At 59.9% G+C, this 20026-nt stretch carries 17 protein-coding genes; 10 read left to right on the top strand and 7 right to left on the bottom strand.

What is annotated here, in order from left to right; all coding sequences use genetic code 11:
• Positions 1-128: 128 nt before the first annotated feature.
• Both F4V43_RS17675 and F4V43_RS17670 read left to right on the top strand, forming a co-directional pair.
• The gene (locus F4V43_RS17675) at positions 129-674 is read left to right on the top strand and encodes an RNA polymerase sigma factor (RefSeq protein ID WP_150459587.1); all 546 of its coding nucleotides are present in this window, start codon (positions 129-131) and stop codon (positions 672-674) included.
• Positions 658-1743, top strand: a complete 1086-nt coding sequence (locus F4V43_RS17670; RefSeq protein ID WP_150459586.1) for a hypothetical protein — start codon at positions 658-660, stop codon at positions 1741-1743. The genes F4V43_RS17675 and F4V43_RS17670 overlap by 17 nt, the downstream gene beginning before the upstream one ends.
• Before the next feature lie 264 nt (positions 1744-2007).
• Here F4V43_RS17670 and F4V43_RS17665 read toward each other — a convergent pair whose 3' ends face one another.
• A complete protein-coding gene (locus F4V43_RS17665; protein ID WP_150459585.1) occupies positions 2008-3783 on the bottom strand; it encodes an ABC transporter ATP-binding protein in 1776 nt (591 codons plus the stop codon).
• Complete coding sequence (locus F4V43_RS17660) at positions 3770-5545, bottom strand: ABC transporter ATP-binding protein (RefSeq protein ID WP_150459584.1); 1776 nt, start codon at positions 5543-5545, stop codon at positions 3770-3772. Before F4V43_RS17660 ends, F4V43_RS17665 begins: the two co-directional genes overlap by 14 nt.
• A 188-nt stretch (positions 5546-5733) precedes the next feature.
• Here F4V43_RS17660 and F4V43_RS17655 point away from each other — a divergent pair, with 188 nt between their 5' ends.
• A complete protein-coding gene (locus F4V43_RS17655) occupies positions 5734-6630 on the top strand; it encodes an SDR family oxidoreductase (protein WP_150459583.1) in 897 nt (298 codons plus the stop codon).
• Between the two features lie 224 nt (positions 6631-6854).
• Positions 6855-7163, top strand: coding sequence for a DUF2628 domain-containing protein (locus tag F4V43_RS17650; RefSeq protein ID WP_150459582.1), 309 nt, complete (start codon positions 6855-6857; stop codon positions 7161-7163).
• 67 nt (positions 7164-7230) lie between these two features.
• Here the strand turns inward: F4V43_RS17650 and F4V43_RS17645 are convergent, their stop codons facing one another.
• Together F4V43_RS17645 and F4V43_RS17640 are read right to left on the bottom strand one after the other, a co-directional pair.
• Positions 7231-8223, bottom strand: coding sequence for an LLM class flavin-dependent oxidoreductase (locus F4V43_RS17645; protein WP_150459581.1), 993 nt, complete (start codon positions 8221-8223; stop codon positions 7231-7233).
• The gene (locus F4V43_RS17640; RefSeq protein ID WP_150459580.1) at positions 8220-8717 is read right to left on the bottom strand and encodes an RrF2 family transcriptional regulator; all 498 of its coding nucleotides are present in this window, start codon (positions 8715-8717) and stop codon (positions 8220-8222) included. The genes F4V43_RS17645 and F4V43_RS17640 overlap by 4 nt, the downstream gene beginning before the upstream one ends.
• 163 nt (positions 8718-8880) lie before the next feature.
• On the opposite strand from F4V43_RS17640, the gene F4V43_RS17635 reads away from it, so the two are divergent.
• Positions 8881-9468 carry a GNAT family N-acetyltransferase gene (locus F4V43_RS17635; RefSeq protein WP_223879950.1) on the top strand — a complete coding sequence of 196 codons (588 nt, stop codon included), beginning with the start codon at positions 8881-8883 and terminating at the stop codon, positions 9466-9468.
• On the opposite strand, the gene F4V43_RS17630 is transcribed toward F4V43_RS17635, so the two are convergent.
• Complete coding sequence (locus F4V43_RS17630; RefSeq protein WP_223879949.1) at positions 9462-10247, bottom strand: thermonuclease family protein; 786 nt, start codon at positions 10245-10247, stop codon at positions 9462-9464. The two genes, F4V43_RS17635 and F4V43_RS17630, sit on opposite strands and share 7 nt — an antisense overlap.
• Positions 10248-10502: 255 nt before the next feature.
• On the opposite strand from F4V43_RS17630, the gene F4V43_RS17625 reads away from it, so the two are divergent.
• Positions 10503-12398 (top strand): putative bifunctional diguanylate cyclase/phosphodiesterase, encoded by a 1896-nt coding sequence (locus F4V43_RS17625; protein WP_191089638.1) that lies wholly within the window; start codon positions 10503-10505, stop codon positions 12396-12398.
• A 23-nt stretch (positions 12399-12421) separates the two neighbouring features.
• Complete coding sequence (locus F4V43_RS17620) at positions 12422-13009, top strand: SMI1/KNR4 family protein (protein WP_150459577.1); 588 nt, start codon at positions 12422-12424, stop codon at positions 13007-13009.
• 174 nt (positions 13010-13183) lie between these two features.
• Here the strand turns inward: F4V43_RS17620 and F4V43_RS17615 are convergent, their stop codons facing one another.
• Complete coding sequence (locus F4V43_RS17615; protein ID WP_150459590.1) at positions 13184-14722, bottom strand: acyl-CoA synthetase; 1539 nt, start codon at positions 14720-14722, stop codon at positions 13184-13186.
• A gap of 256 nt (positions 14723-14978) precedes the next feature.
• On the opposite strand from F4V43_RS17615, the gene F4V43_RS17610 reads away from it, so the two are divergent.
• The 3 genes from F4V43_RS17610 to F4V43_RS17600 all read left to right on the top strand — a co-directional run bounded on the left by F4V43_RS17610 (position 14979) and on the right by F4V43_RS17600 (position 18156).
• Positions 14979-16964, top strand: coding sequence for an asparagine synthase-related protein (locus F4V43_RS17610; protein ID WP_191089637.1), 1986 nt, complete (start codon positions 14979-14981; stop codon positions 16962-16964).
• Positions 16961-17869 carry a hypothetical protein gene (locus tag F4V43_RS17605; RefSeq protein ID WP_150459575.1) on the top strand — a complete coding sequence of 303 codons (909 nt, stop codon included), beginning with the start codon at positions 16961-16963 and terminating at the stop codon, positions 17867-17869. Before F4V43_RS17610 ends, F4V43_RS17605 begins: the two co-directional genes overlap by 4 nt.
• Positions 17870-18018: 149 nt before the next feature.
• Complete coding sequence (locus tag F4V43_RS17600) at positions 18019-18156, top strand: paeninodin family lasso peptide (RefSeq protein WP_150459574.1); 138 nt, start codon at positions 18019-18021, stop codon at positions 18154-18156.
• 110 nt (positions 18157-18266) lie between these two features.
• Here F4V43_RS17600 and F4V43_RS17595 read toward each other — a convergent pair whose 3' ends face one another.
• The gene (locus tag F4V43_RS17595; protein ID WP_150459573.1) at positions 18267-19979 is read right to left on the bottom strand and encodes an ABC transporter ATP-binding protein; all 1713 of its coding nucleotides are present in this window, start codon (positions 19977-19979) and stop codon (positions 18267-18269) included.
• Between the last annotated feature and the right edge of the window lie 47 nt (positions 19980-20026).

Here is a 20026-nt window from a genome sequence, read left to right as displayed (position 1 = left end):
CCTAGGTGTTTTTTTCAATGTCCACTAAATGGGGTCTTGACCATGCCAGCCCGAGCGGTTTTTTTGACGAAAAGTGTAAGATAGGGATACGGTCTTGCGTCTGTAAGGATGAAGGAGGTGGAGACCTGATGGAAGAATCAACCGGAGAGATGATGGAGCGCTGGTTCCGGGAGTACAGCGGAGAGGTCTACCGCTTTCTGGTCTATTATACGGGCCGGGCCGACCCCGAGGATCTCGTTCAGGAGACCTTCATTCGCGCCCTGCATGCGGCGGAAGAGACGCAGGTGCGCAACCCGCGCACCTGGCTGCTGCGGATTGCCCGCAATGCGGCGATCGACGAAAGCCGGCGCCGGCGGCTGACCGCCTGGCTGCCCGATTCGCTGCTGCGTCAGGTGGCTTCGCGGGATCGAACGCCCGAAGAAGAGCTGGAGCTTGGCGAGGACAAGCGCGCACTGTATGAAGCGATCGGGCGGCTGCGGCGCAGCTACCGCGATGTGCTGGTGCTGCGCGGCATTAAGGGCCTGAGCGGCAAGGAGGCGGCCGAGGTGCTCGGCTGGAGCGAATCGAAGGTGAATGTGACGCTGCACCGGGCCATTCGGGCGCTGCGGCGGGAACCGGAGGAGCGGCAGAGAAAGAAGTCCAAGGAGGTCATGCAGGATGCCGTTATACGATGAACGGACAATGCTGGAGGAGCTTCGGGCGTTCCCGGAGCCGAAGATGGCGGCCGGGGCCGAAGACCGGATTATGGAACAGCTGCGGAAGCGGGAGCCGCAGGTGCGCGCCAGAGCGCGGCGAACCCGCAGCATGAACCGGGCGATGACCGGACTGCTGGCTTGCCTGGCGGTTATAGCGCTGATCGGGCTGGGTTCGTGGCTGCTGACTTCGGACCGTACAGAGACGGCTTCCCAGCCCGGCACGGAAGCGGATGCCCCTTACCGGAAGGCTGCCGAGCGGGAACTCCGCGAGCTTGGCCTGAAGGGCGACTATCAGTGGGAAGCGATGAGGCGGGACAGTGAGTTGTGGCTGCTTCGGACGTCAAAGAGCGAAGTTACGGCCATCTTCAACCCCGATGATCCGCAGCCTGCAAGCCTGTCGGCGACCGTTGCCGCAGGCAAGCTCCCGTCTGCCTATAAGTCCCAGAAGAAAGCGGCGGAGGCCGCGCTTCGGGAGGAAGGGCTGGTGAACACCGGCTTGCGAACCGTGGAGATTGTAAGAGGAGCCGGAGAGACCGTGCTGTATTTCCAGATGAACGAAGGCAATTATGTCGGTGTAGACCGTGACTCGGGCTTTGTGGTCAGCAGCCGTCTGGCCTTCAAGCCGGAAGCCATGAATGCGGAGCTTCAAGCGGCTGCGCTCCGGGCGCTGGAGCCTCTGGCCGGCGGCCGGGCGCTGACCTTCACTTCAGCCGAACGAACGGTGCAGAAGGGCCAGCCGACCCAGTGGCAGTTTACCAATGAGGACGGGCATTATAGGGTCCTGCTGACCGACGGGCCGATGCGGATTCTTCAGGTCCATTATCCGGAAGAGACGCTCCGCATCCGTTCGGCGCAGGAAGCGCTGAAGATAGCCGGGCCGCTCATCCGGGAAATCTTCGGCACGGACACAGCCGGTTACGGAGCTTACGGCGGACGGGAGATCGGCGGCTATGTGCTGCAGAAGAAAGGCCAGCCGTCTTTCTCGGTGCTGCTGAGAGACCTGGACGAAGGGTCCCTCCTTGGATTGGTACGCTGGGACCCGCGCTGACGGCTGCGGACGGAAGACAGCCGTCAGCCGATAATCAGACAGCCGGGAATTTTGGCTGATCGCAGACTTAAGCCGGCAGCTGACCATCGGGTAGCAGAGCGCAGCTCGCGCCCCAAGTGAGCGCAGGAGATAAAGAGCGCAGGAGATCGGGAGCGCACCAAAAAAGCCGTTCCGAATGGGGACGGCTTTTTTGGTGTTACCGGATGTCCTGCATCTCCCGCAGCTTGATCGAAATGATGAAGGCGGCGAAGGATAATTGTGAAGTCAGGCTTCCATCTTCTGCGCCGTGTAGAGGCGGTGATACAGCCCCCGCTTCGCCAGCAGTTCGTCGTGCGAGCCGGATTCGGCGATGCCCTTGTCCGAGACATACATGATCCGGTCGCAGTTCTTCACCGTGGAGAGACGGTGCGCGATGATGAAGGAAGTCCGGCCTTTCAGCAGCTCGTTCAGCCCCTGCTGGACCAGCCGCTCCGTCCGGGCGTCAATCGACGAGGTGGCCTCGTCGAGAATGAGAATCCGCGGATCGGCCAGCAGCGTCCGGGCGAACGAGATCAGCTGCCGCTGTCCTTGGGAGAGCTTCGAGCCGCGCTCATTGACCTCCGTCAGATAGCCGTGCTCGAATTCGCGAATGAACTCGTCGGCGCAGACGGCCTTGGCGGCGGCTACGACCTCTTCTTCGGTGGCGTCCAGCTTGCCGTAGCGGATATTGTCCAGAATCGTACCCGAGAAAATAAAGCTGTCCTGCAGCATAATTCCCATCTGGCTACGCAGGGAGCGCAGCGTGACCAGCGAAATATCGTGGCCGTCGATCCGGATTGCCCCTTCGGTTACATTGTAGAACCGGGAGATCAGGTTCACGACTGTCGTCTTGCCGGCGCCGGTCGGTCCGACCAGGGCGACGCTCTCGCCGGCCTTCACGTTGAAGCTCAGATTCTCCAGGATATTGAGGCCCGGATCGTAGGCGAACGTCACGTTGTCAAAAGCAACGTCGCCCCGCACCGGCGGGAGCGCCTTAGCGTCCGGAACGTCGGTGACGGTGACCGGCTCGTCAAGCGTCTCGAAGATGCGCTCCAGATAGGCGACGGCATTGATGAAGCTGTTGTACAGGTTCGACAGGTTGAGAATCGGCTGCCAGAACCGGGCGGCATAGCTGCTCATGGCAAGGATGACGCCGAAGCTGACTTCGGCGGGTCCGAGCGCGAGCAGGCCGACCAGGAAGATGGCGGCTGTTACAAGCGTGGACAGATTGTCGACTGTGAACGGAATCAGCAGGTTATAGCGCAGCGCGCGCATCCATACCGTGCGGAAGCTGGCCGCGAGCCGGGTGAAGATGCCCTCGTTATGCTCTTCGCGGGTGAAGATCTGGGTTACGCGAATGCCGCTGATGCTCTCCTGCAGATAGGCGTTCAGATTGGAGCTCTTGTTCGAGACGGCCTGCCAGGCCCGGCGCTGCCGGGTCTTGATCAGCAGCATGACGGCCAGGAAGACCGGCAGTCCGGCCAGAATAATGAGCGACAGCTTCACATTGACCGCGAACATGAACGCGGCGATGAAGATCAGGTTGACGATTTCGAGAATGAAGTTGATGATGCCGTTGGACAGAACGTCCGACACGGAGTTGACATAGTTGACGACACGGATCAGGATTTTGCCCTGCGGCCGGTCGTCGTAATATTTAAAGGGAAGATCCTGCAGATGCCGGAACAGATCGCTGCGGATCTCAAAAATAATGTCCTGGCCGACCCGGGTCATAATCCGCGAGCGGATCGTAGCCAGAATGACGCTGACCACAATCGTCACCAGCGTCAGCGCCGACCAGCCGATCAGCGCCCCGTGCGCCTTCTCGGGAATCGTCACATCCACCACATGCTGGAGAATCAGCGGAGCCGACAGTCCGATCGCAGCCGAAAGGGCGCTCAGTGTGAAGGCGAGAATCATCGGCTTCTTCTGCTTGCGGATATAGACCATGGCCCGCCGGAAATGCGCCAGGTCAAACGGCGATTCCAGATCCTCGTCGACATCGAATCTATTTCGTGCCATGCTCGCTCACTCCCCTTCCGATGCCTTCGTTCTGCAGCTTGAATACTTCGTAGTAATACCCGCGCTTGGCCAGAAGCTCGGCGTGGGTGCCTTCCTCAATCAGACGGCCGTTCTCCAGAATGAGAATGCGGTCGGCTTCCGCCGTCGTGGAGACGCGCTGGGCGATAATGATTTTGGTGCACGGATATTCCAGTCCGCGGAGACTCTGCTGGATATGCTCTTCAGTCTCCAGATCGACGGCCGAGGTCGTATCGTCCAGAATCAGAATCGGCCGCCGTACGGCCAGCGCGCGGGCCAGCGCAATGCGCTGCTTCTGACCTCCCGAGAGGCCGACGCCGCGTTCGCCCACAATCGTGTCGTAGCCTTCCGGCATCCGCACGATGAAGTCATGGGCGGCGGCCAGCTCGGCGTAATGTACCGATTGTTCCTCGGACAGCTCGGGATCGCCGTAAGTAATGTTGCCGTCGACCGTATCCGAGAAGAGCAGCACATCCTGGGTAGCGACGCCGATGTTGCCGCGGAGCTCATCGAGCTCCAGCTTCCGGACATCCATGCCGTCTACGAGCACCCGTCCCTTCGTCGCATCGTAGAAGCGGGGGATCAGGTTGACGAGCGTCGTTTTGCCGGCCCCCGTAGCTCCCATGATGGCGACCGTCTCGCCGGGCTGAATCGTGAAGCTGAGATCGTCGAGCACCGTCGACTGGCCGTATTGGAAGCTGACATGGTCGAATTCGATCTTGCCCTCATAGCGGCGCTTGTTCCCGGCGCTGTGGTTATTGACGATGCCGGGATGGGCATAATACACTTCGATAATCTTGTTCAGGCTCGCCGAGAAGCGCTGCAGATCGTTGATGATGATGCCGATGTTGCGCATCGGATTCGACAGGCCCCAGACCAGGGCCGAGAAGGCGGAGAACTCGCCGAAGGTCAGCCGTCCGTCCATGACGAGGAAGCCGCCGACGAGCATCAGAATTACGTTGAATCCCTGGGCGAAGGTCTCGAGGTACGGAAAATAATCCAGCCACACGAGCGCAGCCTTCTTGTTGGCGGTCGAGTAATTGATGTTCTTCTCATTGAATTTCTGCATTTCGAACTCTTCGCGCGCGAACGCCTTCACCACGCGGTTGCCGGAAATGTTCTCCTGCGTCGTGGTATTGAGCTGGGAGAGCCGCTCGCGCAGGTCGATATACATCGGACGCACGCGCTTCGCGAACAGATAGGCCACCACGAAGATCGGCGGAGACAGCACCAGCAGCCACAGCGTCAGCTCGGCGTCAATCGTGAAGAAATAGACCACGGCCGCCGCAAAAATCGTCAGCGACTCGATAATCGTCTTGATAATCCAGGCCATGGAGTGCCGGACCATATCGAGGTCGCCCGTCATTTTGGTCATGAGATCGCCCGTCCGGTTGCGGTCGTAGTACGCCATATCCTGTTCCTGGATTTTGTTGTACAGATACACGCGAACGCGGTAGAGCATGTTCTGCGACGAAATTTCATACTGCATGGCCGTCACATAGGCAAGGCCGGTGCGAAGCAGGGAGAAGCCGACCATGGCAAGGCAGAGGCCGATCAGCAGTCCGCGCTGGTCGGTCAGGTTGTGCATGGCGTTGTCTCCGGTGAGAAAGGTATCGACGACCCGCTGGCCGAGGTAAGGATTGACAATGGTCAGCGAGCAGCCGATTACGGAGAGGCAGAGGCCCAGGATGTACCGCGCCCGGTCACCCTCCAGATTCTGCCACAGCCATTTGAACTGGAACATGCGATCACCCGATTTCTATTATTCTATCCAATCGACAAACTATGGAGATTATACCACACTGACGCGAAAGCGCAGCCAAACGATATTACAAAATGTAGGTCGGAAGGGGGAGGCTCCGCGCCGTTTGAAGGCAGGGCATACGGGTTACAGTAATGAAGAGTCCAGCTTATCAAGAGGAGGTTACGTACATGATCGATCAATATACGCTTCAGAACCCGGTTACCCAGTATCCAAAGGCCAGTCCCCGGATGAAGCAGCAGCAGCCGAGTCCGGGGCTTGAGACGGAAATGGCACCGAAGCCCGATGCCGGTGAAGAGAGCTACCGCGGCACCGGCCGCCTGGCCGGGCGCAAAGCCATCGTCACCGGCGCCGACAGCGGCATCGGCCGGGCGGTAGCCATTGCTTATGCCCGCGAAGGCGCGGACCTGGTCCTCTCCTACATGCCGGAGGAGGAAGCCGATGCCAAGGAGGTTATCGAGCTGATCCAGGCCGCCGGCCGGAAGGCGATTGCTGTTCCGGGCGATCTCAAGGATGAGGCTTACTGCGAGCAGCTGGTGGAGACGGCGGTGAAGGAGCTCGGCGAACTGGACCTGCTTGCGAACATCGCGGGCAAGCAGGTGTTCGTCGAGAAGATCGAAGACCTGACCACGGAGCAGTTCGATGCGACCTTCCGAACGAATGTCTATTCGATGTTCTGGCTCTGCAAGGCGGCTATCAAGCATATGAAGCCGGGCAGCACGATCATCAACACATCGTCGATCCAGGCGTACAAGCCGTCGCCGGGACTGCTCGATTATGCAACGACCAAGAGCGCGATCAACACATTCAGCAAGGCGCTGGCCCAGCAGGTCGCCGACAAGGGCATCCGTGTGAACGTGGTGGCCCCGGGGCCGGTATGGACGCCGCTCCAGGTTGCCGGCGGCCAGCCGCCGGAGGCGCTGCCGAAGTTCGGCGAACAGACGCCGCTCGGCCGTCCCGGCCAGCCCGCCGAGATGGCGCCGGCCTATGTGTTCCTGGCAAGCGCCGAATCGAGCTATGTCAGCGGCGAGACGCTGAATGCGAACGGCGGCACGCCGACGCCGTAAGCCAAGCGGCTGGTTCATCCGCCGCTCGTTCAGCTTTCAAGAAGCCCCAGCTCCCATATAACGGGAGTTGGGGCTTCTTTTGTCTTTTTGTCCCGAAATCTTCACTTAATTTCCAAGGAATGTGCGCCCATATGAACAGGTATAAGGTAATATAAGGAATGTGGGGGCCGGGTATTTCGAAATAGGAAACTGGTCTTACATATATAGAACAGGAGCGATTGTGCATGTATATTCAATTGAAGAACAGCGTAGGGGTGCTCAAGACGGCTAAGATTGGGTTCAGCTGGACGACCTTCCTCTTCGGTTTTATTCCGGCATTGATCCGTGGCGATCTGAAGTGGGCAGCGATTATGTTCATTTTCGCCGTAGTGACAGGCGTCTTCACGCTTGGGTGGGGCACCTGGATTCCGAGCCTGATCTTCTCGTTCTTCTACAATAAGATCTATTTGAAAGAACTTCTGGAGAAAGGATACGTGCCTGCCGACGACATGGCGAAGTACCTTCTCCAGGAACGGGGCATCATCGCAGCCTAAGTTTTTTTAAATAAAAAGCGGACGTCTCCCCCTTCGGGCGGATGTCCGCTTTTGCTAATTCCTGGCGTTACAACAGCTCTTTCGCCAGCAGTCGGTACACATTTAGCCGGGCCTCTTGGTCGAACTGGTTGCTGTTGATCATGATTTCGTCAAAACCGTACAGTTCCTGCTCCTGCCGGAGCTGCTCCGCGATCTCGCGGGGTGTGCCGACCAGATGCAGCCTCCGGTTATGGGCGATCATGGCCCGGTCCATCTCCGTCAGCGGATAATCCTGCGCTTCCTGCGGAGACAACGTCTGGCTGAGTCTGCCCTTCATCAGGAACAGCCGGGACAAGTCAATCGGTCCGGCCAGCCATTCGGCTTCTTCCTTCGTCTCGGCAACGGTAACCGCATAGGAGACGCTGACCGCCGGCTTCTCCATGAAATAGGAAGGCTCGAAGTTCGACCGGTACGCTTCGAGAATATCCCGGGACAATTCTCCGTTGAAGAATTGGGCGAACGAATAGCCGACGCCGAGCCTTCCGGCGCGAATGGCGCTGTTGCCGCTGGAGCCGAGCAGCCAGGCTTCGGGAAGCGTCACTTCGGCAGGCGCGGCGACCACGCGGGAGTAGGCCGGGTGGTTCGGCTTGCGGTCGTTGATAAGCTGAAGCGTGACATCCAGCTTGTCGTACAGGTCGCTGTGCACATAGGGCCGTCCTTCGGCCAGCGCCTGGGTGGCGATCGGGTCGCCGCCGGGAGCGCGTCCGGCCCCGAAGTCGATCCGCCCCGGAGCCAGGGCGCTCAAGGTCTTGAACACCTCGGCCAGCTTCAGCGGCGAATAGTGCATAATCATGACGCCGCCGGTGCCAATGCGGATGCGCTCCGTCTTGGCCGCCAGATAGGCGGCGGTCACTTCGGGGGCCGAGCTGGCGAGAGAGCGGCCGTTGTGGTGCTCGGCCAGCCAGATCCGGTGATAGCCCAGCTCGTCCCCGAGCCGAGCCAGTTCGACCGAATGGCGCAGCGCGTCGGTTGACGTGCTGCCCTGCGGAATAGGAGCTTGATCCAGTATACTGATTCTCATGCGATTTCATCCTTTCGGCTTCTATTGTTGACCCACAGCCGCAGGCCGTTCATTTCTTCCCTATATTCGCCGCCGCACATGGAGTCGGCCAGAGAAGCGATCGTTTCCCGTCCCAGAATGGAGCGCCAGGAGGCTTCGGCCTCGTCCATCAGGCCAGACAGCCGGCAGCTGCAGCCCTCCTTGCGGGGCCGCTCCAGCATGTCCTCCAGAGTGCCGCGCGGGGCAAAAAGCGACTGGCGGCCTTCCACCGCCAGATAGACGTCGTAGACGGTAATCGCCTGCGGTTCCCGCTTCAGACGGAAGCCGCCCTTGGCGCCGGGCGAGGATTGGACCAGCCCGGCGTCTACCAGCCGGCGCAGCAGCTTTTGCATATAGGTAGGAGAACCGCCGAGCCGGGAGCCGATGGCTTCCCCGGGCAGCACGGCTTTATCCGGCAGCAGGCTCAGCAGCAGCAGTGCATAGACGGCCTGTTCGACTCCGGTCTTCATCTGCATAACATCACCTTCTTGCTCTATAATCTGTACAACCCGGATAATTATTATCCACGTTACTAGTATAACAAGAGCGCGGCAGTTATTCCAGCAAGGGGACAGGCGAGGAATTGAGCGAATGAAAGTCGAATAAATGAAGCATTCGAATATAGAGGAGGGATTGGGATTGGAGAGGAGAGAAGGCCCTGAACGGAGGAGAGGGGACGGAGAGGAACCGCTGCGGCTGGTACGTCCGTCCGGGGAATACCGGGAAGCTTATCTGGACTTCTACCGGGAATGGAAGGAGAGCGGCGAGACGATTGTCCCTTGGGTGGTCGACCGTGACCCCGTTGATTTTGAAGCGTATCTTCTGTTCCTAGAAGGAATGGAGAAGCGGGAAGGACTTCCGGAGAATGGGGTCCCCTCCAGCACCTTTTGGCTGGTTGGCCGAACAAGGAGGGTTCTGGGAGCCGTCAATCTTCGTCATGAGCTGAATGAGTGGCTGCTTCAGAGCGGCGGACATATCGGCTACGGAATTCGTCCCTCGCAGCGGGGACGGGGATATGCGGCCGTTCAGCTTGCTCTGGCGCTGGAACAGGCCCGCGAACGGGGCATTCCCCGATGTCTTGTCGTCTGCGACCGGGACAATCTTCCGTCGGAGCGGACGATTCGCCGCTGCGGCGGGGAGCGGGACGAGGATTATACCGAGGAGGACGGGAACGTTATCCGGCGGTTCTGGATCGGAACCGGGGGAAAGGGCGGCCTGTCCTACTGACAGGCTACCCCGTCCCCGTCGCGGTCCAGCCTGCGCGAATAGCCGGGCTCTCCGCGCCGGAGCGGAGCGGCGCCAGCGGCGCGGACGGCATCGCAGTTCGCATAGGTCACTGTTCGGGCGGACGAAGCGGAAGGGGAGCGGTCTGCGGCTGATGGCCGGGACGAATCGGCCTTGCCCGGCGCGGCTGTCTGCTTCGGTGCTGCCGATTGCTGGGGCTCAGCCGCTTCGGTTACCGGATTCCGCCCGGCTTCGCTCTCGTCGAAGCCGCGGTCCGTCGCATAGTCCTCCATGCTCCAGATGCCCCGCCGCTGCAACCGGGCGCGGTCCTGGAGGCGGCGGAATTCATCCACGTACTTGACGTTGGGCGGGTATACGGCAACGCGGGCCAGTCCTTCGGTCAGGAGCAGCTCGTTGAGCATGCTCCCGTCCTGGAGGTAGACGTAAGCGAGCAGGCGGCCGTAGCGGTCGCGTTCGGCGGCGTCGAATTCAAGCCGGACCTGTGCGTTCTTCAGCCTGCCTGCCGTATAGGCGCTGGCTTCCGGCCCGAAGGGCTGCACCGGCTTGGTCGGATGCTTCGTCTCGGGCGTATCGACCAGGAGCAGCCGGATTTTCTCGCGGGAGCCGTCAGCCATCTCGGCTGTAAAGGTGTCGCCGTCGGTTACCGCTACGACAGTGGCCCGAAGCGGATCGGGTTCGCCCGTCTCCGGACGGCTTAGCCATAAGACGGCCAGCGCGGCGAGCAGCAGACAGGGAAGAAGAATACGAAGCGTGCGAGACAATGGAAATCTCCTTTCCGTAACAGGGGATCGAATGTTCCTATGGTAGCATAGTAAGGGTTTTTACTGAAGTGTAAGTGCGAAAATGCAAGACAATATTCGACAAAAGTTCTAAACAAAGCCTGACATTTTAACGAATTATGGTGGATTCTAGGTCCAAAGTTCGGCTTTATTCATTCCCTATCTTTACAAATTGCGGTATGATGAATGGGAAAGAATAACTTGGCTGGTATTGGAGAAGGGATCAGGGATCGTCACATGTACAATCGTATTCATATTCTAAATCACCGGATTCGTTCTGTGGCGATTTATCTGATTGGGCTGTCATTCATCGCCGGAGCGGCGATCAATTATGCTTTTCAGTATCATATGAAAGATGGCCCTCTTCACGCCGTACTGCTCAACAGCGGTATTCTGGTGCTGCTGGGAACCTTGATTATGGGAATCTTCTATTCCGGTCTGCGGTCCAGAACCGTGCTTGTCGGTATTATCATTGCGCTCTCCATCCCGATTATCACGCTCCGGTTCGCCGACTGCGCGGGTGTTACGATCTGGGCATTCCCGTTCCTCTTTCTGATTCTGATGATGGTGGTAACGAATCGGGCAATCTTCGCCCTGCTGAGTCTGTCGATCCTGACGACCCAGATTCTGATGTGGGCGGCACAGCCGAAGCTTACGGTCGAGATCAACGGCGCCGACCATTTGGGGCGGATCGCCTTTTTTGTTGCCGGAATCATTTCGGCGTATTTTGTCAATAAAAGTTATATTGAGCGGCTAAGAGAGAATCACGAGCAGCTGCGGCAGATCGAGAAGCTGGCCTACCGGGACCATCTGACCGGCCTGCCGAATCTGGTGCAGTTCAGCCGCATGCTGGAGGAACGGCTGGCCAACGACGCGCCGCGGCGCCAGGGGGCTGCCGTGGTGCTGCTGGATGTGGACGAATTCAAGCTGATCAACGATACATTGGGGCATGACAAAGGCGACCGGCTGCTGCTGGAGGCGTCCAAGCGACTCGTCGGCGCCGTGCAAGGCGCCGAAATGGTCGCCCGCATGGGGGGCGACGTGTTTCTTGTGCTGCTGGAGCTGGAGCCTGAACGGATGAAGGAGCGCTATGAAGCGCTGCTCCAGTGCTTCCGCACGCCTTTTCAGATTGACGATCAGGAGATTGAGGTCACGGCCAGCGTCGGGGTAACGGTCTATCCCGAGGATGGAGTCACGGCCGCGCAGCTGACCAAGAACGCCGAAATTGCGATGTACGAGGCCAAGAACCGCGGCAAGAATCAGATCGCCGAATGCACGCCGGGACTGCGCAGCAAGGTGGAAGTGACGGTCGGAATGATGAGGCAGCTTCTGCGCGCCCAGGAGCGCAACGAGCTGGAATTGTTCTACCAGCCTCAGGTATGCTGCGGAACCGGAGCGGTCGTCGGCCTGGAAGCGCTGATCCGATGGCGCCATCCCGAGAAAGGAATGATTCCGCCGGGACTGTTCATCCCGGTGGCCGAGCAGACCGGGCTGATTCTTCCCATTGGGGAATGGGTGCTGCGCACCGCCTGCGAGCGCAACAAAGCCTGGCAGGACGCCGGCCTTCCGCCGGTACGAATCGGAGTCAATCTCTCCGTTCGCCAACTGCAGAACCCGGGCATCGTCGATACGGTCAAGGCTGCGCTGCGGGATTCGGGTCTTGAACCGCGCTATCTGGAACTGGAGATTACGGAGAGCGTCGTCATGAAGGGCACGGATACGATCGAGACCATCAACCGCCTGAAGGAACTGGGCGTATACATATCCATCGACGATTTTGGAACCGAGTATTCTTCGCTGAACTATTTGCGCAGCCTCGACGTAGACCGGATCAAGATCGCCATGCCGTTCGTACAGGGCGTGGAAGAGAGCCGGAAGGACCGGGCCATTACGAAGGGCATTATCGTGCTGGCGAAGACGATGGGCCTCGGCGTCATTGCCGAGGGCGTCGAGACCCGCACCCAGCTTGATTATGTCACTGAGCACGGGTGCGACGAAGTGCAGGGATATTATTATTACAAGCCGCTTCCGTCCGCCGAAATGGAAGAGTTGCTTCGCCAGCAGGGACTGAGCGAACGGCTGGTAACGCTGGGCCGGACCGGGCATTCAGCGGATGGATCGGCAAGAAGCTAGAATACAGACAGGGAGGCCGAAGCATGCTGCAATCTTTACTTCAGGAATATTTAACGTTGTCGGAGTCGCTTCGTCCCGGCTATATCGCCAGTCTGGGCCAGGGCGGTCCGGAGGCGGCCGCGAAGCTGGAGGCCAGCGTGCCGGATGCGCCGGAGCTGCTCCGCGTGATCTACGGAACCGTTAAAGGGACGGACAGCGGACTGGAAGAAGCCCGGCTGATCGAATTTATGCCGGGCTACCGGCTGATTCATATCGACGAGTACGAGGCGGAACGCAGAGCCTTGGCGGCTGTGCTCCGGGACAAAGGCGTCGAAGGCGGCGAGAGGCTGCTGCCGGTGCTTGCGAACTACGGGGGAGACTATATTTGCTGGATGAGGGATTCGGAAGGCGCAGAGCGCCTGTGCGATGTTTTGGCCGATTACGGCGATCCGATGATCATGTTCGATTCTCCGGAGCTGTTCCTGCGGACGCTGTGCGCGTTCTACCGGGAATCCGTCTATGCGGCCGATGAGGAGGGCTATCTCGACAGCGATCTGATCCGCGAAGGCGAGGTGGCGGCGGAGCTTAATCCGCAGTCGCCTTACTGGACTGAGCAGGAGCTCGGGGAATAGCAGCCGGCAGCCTGAGGCCGGCTCGCGGCAATGGAGTTCGGCATGCCTTACAGGAGCAAGACCGTGTTATACCGAATCGCAAAGAACCTGCCGCCCGGAGAGGCGGCAGGTTCTTTGTGATTCAGTAGAGAGGCGCCGGGGACAGACCGGACCGGCCCGGACCCCGGCAAGGGATCAAGCGTTATAGCGCTCGCGTTCGCGCAGCTCGACGCGGCGGATTTTGCCGGAGCTGGTCTTGGGAAGATCCTCGATGAACTCAATACGGCGCGGGTATTTATACGGCGCGGTCCACTCCTTGACATGCTGCTGAAGCTCCTTGACCAGCTCGCTGCAGGCGTCCTCGGCCTGGCGGAGAACCACAAAGGCTTTGACGACATGGCCCCGAATCTCGTCGGGACTGGCTACAACGGCGCATTCCCGAACCTTCGGATGCTTCATGAGCGCTTCTTCGACTTCGAACGGTCCGATTGTATAGCCGGAACTGATAATAATATCGTCGCCCCGGCCCTGGAACCAGAAGTAGCCGTCCTCGTCCTTCGCGGCCCGGTCGCCGGTGATGAAGAACTCGCCGCGGGTGGCTCCGGCTTTGCGTTCAGGGTCCTTGTAGTAATTGTGGAACAGGGCGGGCATGGAGACATGCACGGCAATGTCTCCGACTTCTCCGGCCGGAAGCGGAACGCCGTTCTCATCGACGACTTCGATGAGTCCCGGAGCCATTGCTCTGCCCATGGAGCCTACGCGCACCGGAGTGTCCGTCAGCGTGCCGATCAGCAGCGTGCTCTCGGTCTGGCCATATCCGTCGCGAATGGTCAGATTGAATTCGCGCTGGAAGGTCTCGATGACCTCGCGGTTCAGCGGCTCGCCGGCCGAGACGGCGCAGCGCAGCTTCGAGAGATCGTAGCGGCCGAGGCCGTCGAGCTTGGCCATCAGCCGGTATTCCGTAGGCGTGCAGCAGAGAACGGCGACGCCGCCGTCCTGAAGCAGCTGGAGGTAACGGTGCGGCTGGAAAGTGCCGCTGTAGACGAAGCCGGTCGCCCCGTTGCCGAGCACCGCAAGGAACGGGCTCCAAATCCACTTCTGCCATCCCGGCGCGGCGGTGGCCCAGACGACATCGCCTTCGCGGATGTCGAGCCACTGCGGCGTCGTAATCCGCAGATGGGCGTAGGCCCACCCGTGGCTGTGTACGACGGCCTTCGGATTGCCGGTCGTGCCGGAGGTGTAGGCGAGAATCGCCATATCGTCCCGGTGGGTATCGACGGCAGGCCGTTCGGCGGGCTGCCCCTTCATCAATGAGGCCAGATCGGTCCAGCCGGGAGCCGGCTCTTCCTCGCTGTCATCGAGCATCGTCAGGCGATGCGCAAGGGCCGGCAGATCGTCGCCGATCCGGTCCACTTCGCCGCAGACGCGGGACCAGGAGATGACGGCCCGGGCTTCGGAGTGGCGCAGCCGGTAGGAGAGATCCTTGGCGCGCAGCATTTCCGAAGAAGGAATAACGGCCAGCCCGAGCTTGAGGCAGGCCAGATAGACCACATAGGCCGTGATGCGCCGCGGAACCATAACCAGCACGCGGTCGCCTTTGGCCAGACCCAGCTCCGCCAGTCCGCCGGCCAGCCGGTTGGCCCGGCTCACCAGATCGCCGTAGGTGATCTCTTCGCGCGTCCCGTCCTCGCCCAGCCATTTCAGCGCCGTTCGCCCGGCCGGATGGCGTTCCATCTCTGAAGTGAGATTATAGCGCTCCGGCGCAATCCATTGCTCTATATTCAATTGAATTCATCTCCCGTAGTCGTAGGTATAAAATCGCAGTTACGCTGCTATTATAGCACGAACTTCTAGTACCAGGTTCTAAAGGTATGAACATTTCATGTAACCCCGGCCCCGAGGCTAAGGGTTGAACCTTCGTTCTTTATAAAGTACGATGAGAAGGACAGGTCTGCGAACGGCGAGCGGACCGCAAGCGATGGAGGGAATTATGGCGGCAATTAGCGGAATGTTTGCGCTCGGGAGGGCGTCCGGCGTAGAATGTGCCAAGGCCGGCGCGGAGATATGGAGCCGGCTGAACGGCTACAGGTTTGACCGAACCGGAGAATGGGGAGGGCCAAGCGGCTGGATGAGCTGCGGGCTGGTCTTCAATACCCCCGAATCCAGACGGGAGCGTCTGCCGTTCAGCCGCGAAATCGGCGGACGGCCGCTCGCGATCACGGCGGATGCGATTATCGACAATCGCAGCGAACTGCTGGAGCAGTTCGGTATTTCATCCGGCGACGCGCCCCTGACTCCCGACAGCGAGCTGATTCTGAGAGCCTATGCGAAGTGGGGAACGGACTGCGTGCGCCACCTTATCGGCGATTATGCGTTTGCCGTCTGGGACAAGAAGGCGGATCGGCTGTTTCTGGCCCGGGACCCGATGGGCTCCCGGAGCTTATACTATACGCACAGCGAGCAATTTATAGCTTTCTGTACGCTGGAACGGCCCCTGCTGGGGACCTGCGGATACAAGCCGGAACTGAATGAGCGCTGGATTGCGGATTTCCTGGCCATCGAGGGCATTCCGCATGAGACCCAGTGCGAAGAGACAATATACCGCCACATTCTTCAGCTTCCGCCCGCGCACTATGCCGTCGTCCAGGGCCGGCGGCTTGAGGTGGTTCGTTACTGGGATTCGCTGCGGGATATCAAGCCGGTGCGCTATGCCGCCGACCAGCAGTACGTTGAAGCGTTTAACCGGATATTTGAGGAGGCGGTGGCCTGCCGTCTGAGAAGCGCGGGAGAAGTGGGCATTTTTCTGAGCGGGGGAATGGACTCCGGTTCGATTGCCTCGGTGGCCGCTCCGCTGCTGGAACGCGAGGGCCGCAAGCTGTACGGCTATACGTCCGTTCCGCTGGCGGAATTCAAGGAGCAGCAGCCCAGCACCGTGATCTATAATGAATCACCGGAGGTCATGGATCTCGTTCGGGCCTATCCGAATATCGAGCCGTATTTCTCCAGTTTGCCGGGCGAGAGCAGCTTCAGCAGTATCGACGAATTGCTGGCTGCCCTGGAGCACCCCTACAAAATCTTTCAGAACGGCGGCTGGCTGCTGTCCTTCATGCGGGAGGCCTCCGGGAAGGGCTGCACGCTGATGCTGAACGGCCAGACCGGCAACGGAACGATCTCCTACGGTGTATTCCCGATTCATATGAAGACCTTGTTCCGCCAGGGCAGATGGCTGTCCCTGCTGCGGGAGATGCGGGCGGTCAGCCGGCAGAAAGGGGTGCCGGTTCGTAAGGTGGCGCTCCGCACACTCCCGGTCCTGGTTCCCTATCGGCTCAAGGCGTGGAAGAACCGCAAGGCGCTCCGCCGCTTTGACCGCTACGAGCAGGTCCCGGTATCCCGAAGCCTGGCGGCCAAGTGGTCGGTGGCGGACCGCTTGGACCGGATGGAAGCGAACCTGCCGCCGATCGAGGATTATCCCGACTACGGGGAGGATCAGAAGAGCAGAGCAGACCTGCTCGCGCTGGCGCACATCGGAGCGATCGAGACGAAGCTGTCGCTGGCAGCCCGGATTACGGTGCGAGATCCTTCGCGGGACCGCCGCGTCTACGAATTCTGCATGGGCATTCCTTATGACCAGTATGTCAAAAATGGACAGGACCGGCGGCTGCTTCGCCGGGCCATGGAAGGCAAGCTGCCCGATTCCATCCGGCTGAATACGGATTCGAAGGGCGTGCAGAGCGCCGACTGGCTGTTCCGCCTCGGGGCGGACAAGTCGGCGCTGCTGCGGGAGCTTAGCAGGGCGCTGGACGAAGGAGAGGTCCTGCCGTATGTGGAAGAGGAACGTCTTCGGGCAGGGCTCCGGCTGGAGGAAGGCCGTTCAGGTCCGATGGACGATTCGTTTGCCCGCATGGCATTGACTACGATTATTCTGGCAAGGTTCATTCAGAAGTTCAATACACCCAGGAAGGAAGAAGCCGAATGATTCCTACGAGCAGTTATGAATATCGCGCATTTGGTCTGAACATTGCTTCCGCCATCCGGCTGGACGGTCTCCTGCCGTCTTCGGGAGAACCCGATGTGCAGATTCGGGAAGGGCGGCTTCCCGTCGAGATTCCCGGGCCCGAGACGGAACCGGCCTGTGCCCGGATCGGCGAAGACGGCTTTGCTTTTCGCGTGCCGGAGATCGGCCGCTTCCTCGTCACCGGCGATTCGATACTGGTGGAGAAAGACGAGCGGAACGGTACGGACTCGCATCTGCTCTTCGTATTGGGAACCTGCATGGGAGCGCTGCTGATGCAGCGGAACCTGCTGCCGGTTCACGGAAGCGCGCTGCAGGTCGGAGACAAGCACATCATCCTTACCGGCGAATCGGGAGCCGGCAAATCGACGCTTGCCGCCGCGTTCAACCGGCGCGGCTATTCCTTCCTGGCCGACGACGTGTCGGCCCTGGAGGAGAAGGGGGACGGCTCTTTTGAGATTGTCCCCGCTTTTCCGAGGCAGAAGCTGTGGCGGGATACCGCCGAGCATTTTTTTGGCAGCGCGGAAGGGTTGGAGCGGATTCCGGGCTCCCGGGACAAGTACCATGTGCCGATGGAAGGGCTCTTCATTACGGAGCCGAGACGGGCGGATGCGCTCTTTCAACTGTCGGTTCATGAGGGGGACGACGTGCGCGTAACACCGGTAACCGGGCCCGACAAGCTGGCCGTTCTGATGAACAATGTCTACCGGCCCGAGATTGTCGGCATCTTCGGAAGGGAGCGGGAGCATTTCCTGAAATGCGCCCGTCTGGCGTCCCGGCTGTCCGTCTACAACGTGGAACGCCCGGCGGCAGGATTTACGGTGGAACAGCAGATCCGCGCCATCGAGGAACAGCTCAATCAAGGGTGAGCGAACCCTCTGTTCTTTATAACGATCAATTTGTCTTGATTTTTGGAAATAAATGAGGTATCGTAAGCACAACGATATTGCTTGACTCCCAGGCTGCTATTGCAGAACTGCCGGAGAGAGCAATATACGAAATTTAGGAGGTGAAAAGGATGACGAAAAAAGCTTGGCAGAAACCGCGTGTTGAAGAACTGAAGGTGAGTGCCACAGAGTACGGCACCAAAATCAAGGTTAACCCTGACGCTCAATTCGCTGACGGTAAAGGCAACATCTTCTATTCCTTCTCCTAATGATTCGAAGCAACGACAGCAAAGGAGCGTATGTGGATGCACATCCACATACGCTCCTTTTTTAGGTTCCGCCTCCGAAGGCGGCAGATGCCGCGCAGGCGTTCCCGGGATTAGAGCGCCTGGGATTCCGCATGCTTCAGGGCATCCTCCCGCTGCTGGCGGTAGAGGCGCCCGTCGGAGAGGCGGTAAATCTCGTCGCATACATCGAATACGGACAGGCGGTGGGTAATGGCGATGCAAGTCCGCCGGGGCTTGAGCGACCGGATGTTGCACAGCACCTTCCACTCGGTATCCATATCGAGAGCGGAGGTGGCCTCGTCCAGCAGAAGGATGGGAGCCGGACGGAGCAGCGCGCGGGCGATGGCAATCCGCTGCGCCTGCCCTTCGGACAGGCCGCTGCCGTGCTCGCCGATCCGAGTATCGACTCCTTCCGGCAGCCGCTCGACGAATCCCTTGGCGCAGGCCGCCTCCAGCGCGTCCATCATCTGCTCGGGCGTCGCGTCGGGACGGCCGATGCGAAGGTTGTCCGCAATCGAACCCGAGAAGAGGGTATTGCCCTGCGGCACATAAGAGAAATAGGCGCGCGTATCGGCGGACAGCGTCCGTTGTTCGCCGCTGCCGCTCTCCAGCAGGATGCGTCCGGCATCCGGCTCCATGAGGGCCAACAGTAGACGAAGCAGGGTGGTTTTGCCTTCTCCGGAGGTTCCGACCAGTGCGACCAGTTCTCCCGGCCGGATCTTCACATTCACATCCCGGAGAATCGGCTTCCCGGTCACGTAGCTGTAGGCGGCTCCCTCGATGCTGAGGCCGGCCTCCCCTTCAGGCGCTGCGGCTGCCGTCCGCTTCTCGGGCTTGATCCGGTGAAAAGCGACAAGCCGCTCCGCCGAGGCAATCATTCCGAAGACGCCCGGAAGCATCCGGGACAGTCCCTCCAGCGGCCCCTGAATCTGGCCGACGAGCTGGAGAAAGGCCGTGAACATGCCGAAGCTGGCCTGGCCGTTCGAGACGCGGTAGGCCCCCCAGATGAAGGCCAGGAAGAAGCCGAAGCGGTAGCCGCTTCCGAGGGTCACGTCGGCGGCAACGTTGAAGCGGTTCCGGCGGATTATCCAGTACAGCCGGTTGTCCTGCGAACGGCGGATCTGCCGCAGGCTGTCCTCTTCGTTCTCGAACGTTTTGACGATCATCAGATTCTGAATCGATTCATGCAGCAGGGAGCGGTACTGGCCCTCCGCGTTCTGGATCTGATGCTGCAACGCCTTGAGCCTGCGTCCGATGAACCAGCTGGCAAGGACCGAGACCGGTCCCAGAACAAAAGCGAACACGGCGAGCGTCGCATCATAGAACAGGAGCGTGCCGAACGCGGTAGCGAACTGCACAACCAGCGCGAGAACGCCGGGCGCAGTAACGGTAATGGTCTCGGATACCGAGTTGACGTCGCTGGTTAAATGAGTCAGCAGATTGCCGCTGTGATACCGGTTGGCCGCTCCCCATTCGGACCGGTACAGCCGGTGCATGAACTTGTGTTGCAAGTCGTTGTTCAGCGATTCCCGAAGCCGGACCACCCGCAGGGAGAGGAAGGCGTTCAGCACAATCTGCATGACCAGGATAAAGGCGAACGCCAGCAGAAAAGGAAGACCCTGGCGGAATCCCGAATGAATGGAGCGATCGATCAGCTCCTTGGAGAAGATCGCCTGAAGCGCTCCGCTTGACGAGATGATGATCTGAAGGATGGCGATGATCCAGAATGCGCCCCATTTCCCCTTCATGACGTCGCGAAGCCAAGGGTACGCATCGGTATTCACAAGGCGTTTGATTCGGTTCATGAATGGCTACTCCAGTCTGCCCGAAGGCGTTGTTCTCTGTAAGGAAC

Source organism: Paenibacillus spiritus, assembly GCF_008710135.1.
GTDB classification, from domain to species: domain Bacteria; phylum Bacillota; class Bacilli; order Paenibacillales; family Paenibacillaceae; genus Paenibacillus_AQ; species Paenibacillus_AQ glufosinatiresistens.
This window is presented reverse-complemented; position numbering and strand designations above follow the sequence as displayed.

What these genes read in the sequence shown, in the direction of transcription:
- F4V43_RS17675 (WP_150459587.1), top strand. Translation starts at nt 129, where the DNA reads ATGGAAGAATCAACCGGAGAGATGATGGAGCGCTGGTTCCGGGAGTAC.
- F4V43_RS17670 (WP_150459586.1), top strand. Translation starts at nt 658, where the DNA reads ATGCCGTTATACGATGAACGGACAATGCTGGAGGAGCTTCGGGCGTTC.
- F4V43_RS17665 (WP_150459585.1), bottom strand. Translation starts at nt 3,783, where the DNA reads ATGGCACGAAATAGATTCGATGTCGACGAGGATCTGGAATCGCCGTTT.
- F4V43_RS17660 (WP_150459584.1), bottom strand. Translation starts at nt 5,545, where the DNA reads ATGTTCCAGTTCAAATGGCTGTGGCAGAATCTGGAGGGTGACCGGGCG.
- F4V43_RS17655 (WP_150459583.1), top strand. Translation starts at nt 5,734, where the DNA reads ATGATCGATCAATATACGCTTCAGAACCCGGTTACCCAGTATCCAAAG.
- F4V43_RS17650 (WP_150459582.1), top strand. Translation starts at nt 6,855, where the DNA reads ATGTATATTCAATTGAAGAACAGCGTAGGGGTGCTCAAGACGGCTAAG.
- F4V43_RS17645 (WP_150459581.1), bottom strand. Translation starts at nt 8,223, where the DNA reads ATGAGAATCAGTATACTGGATCAAGCTCCTATTCCGCAGGGCAGCACG.
- F4V43_RS17640 (WP_150459580.1), bottom strand. Translation starts at nt 8,717, where the DNA reads ATGCAGATGAAGACCGGAGTCGAACAGGCCGTCTATGCACTGCTGCTG.
- F4V43_RS17625 (WP_191089638.1), top strand. Translation starts at nt 10,503, where the DNA reads ATGTACAATCGTATTCATATTCTAAATCACCGGATTCGTTCTGTGGCG.
- F4V43_RS17620 (WP_150459577.1), top strand. Translation starts at nt 12,422, where the DNA reads ATGCTGCAATCTTTACTTCAGGAATATTTAACGTTGTCGGAGTCGCTT.
- F4V43_RS17615 (WP_150459590.1), bottom strand. Translation starts at nt 14,722, where the DNA reads ATGGAACGCCATCCGGCCGGGCGAACGGCGCTGAAATGGCTGGGCGAG.
- F4V43_RS17610 (WP_191089637.1), top strand. Translation starts at nt 14,979, where the DNA reads ATGGCGGCAATTAGCGGAATGTTTGCGCTCGGGAGGGCGTCCGGCGTA.
- F4V43_RS17605 (WP_150459575.1), top strand. Translation starts at nt 16,961, where the DNA reads ATGATTCCTACGAGCAGTTATGAATATCGCGCATTTGGTCTGAACATT.
- F4V43_RS17600 (WP_150459574.1), top strand. Translation starts at nt 18,019, where the DNA reads ATGACGAAAAAAGCTTGGCAGAAACCGCGTGTTGAAGAACTGAAGGTG.
- F4V43_RS17595 (WP_150459573.1), bottom strand. Translation starts at nt 19,979, where the DNA reads ATGAACCGAATCAAACGCCTTGTGAATACCGATGCGTACCCTTGGCTT.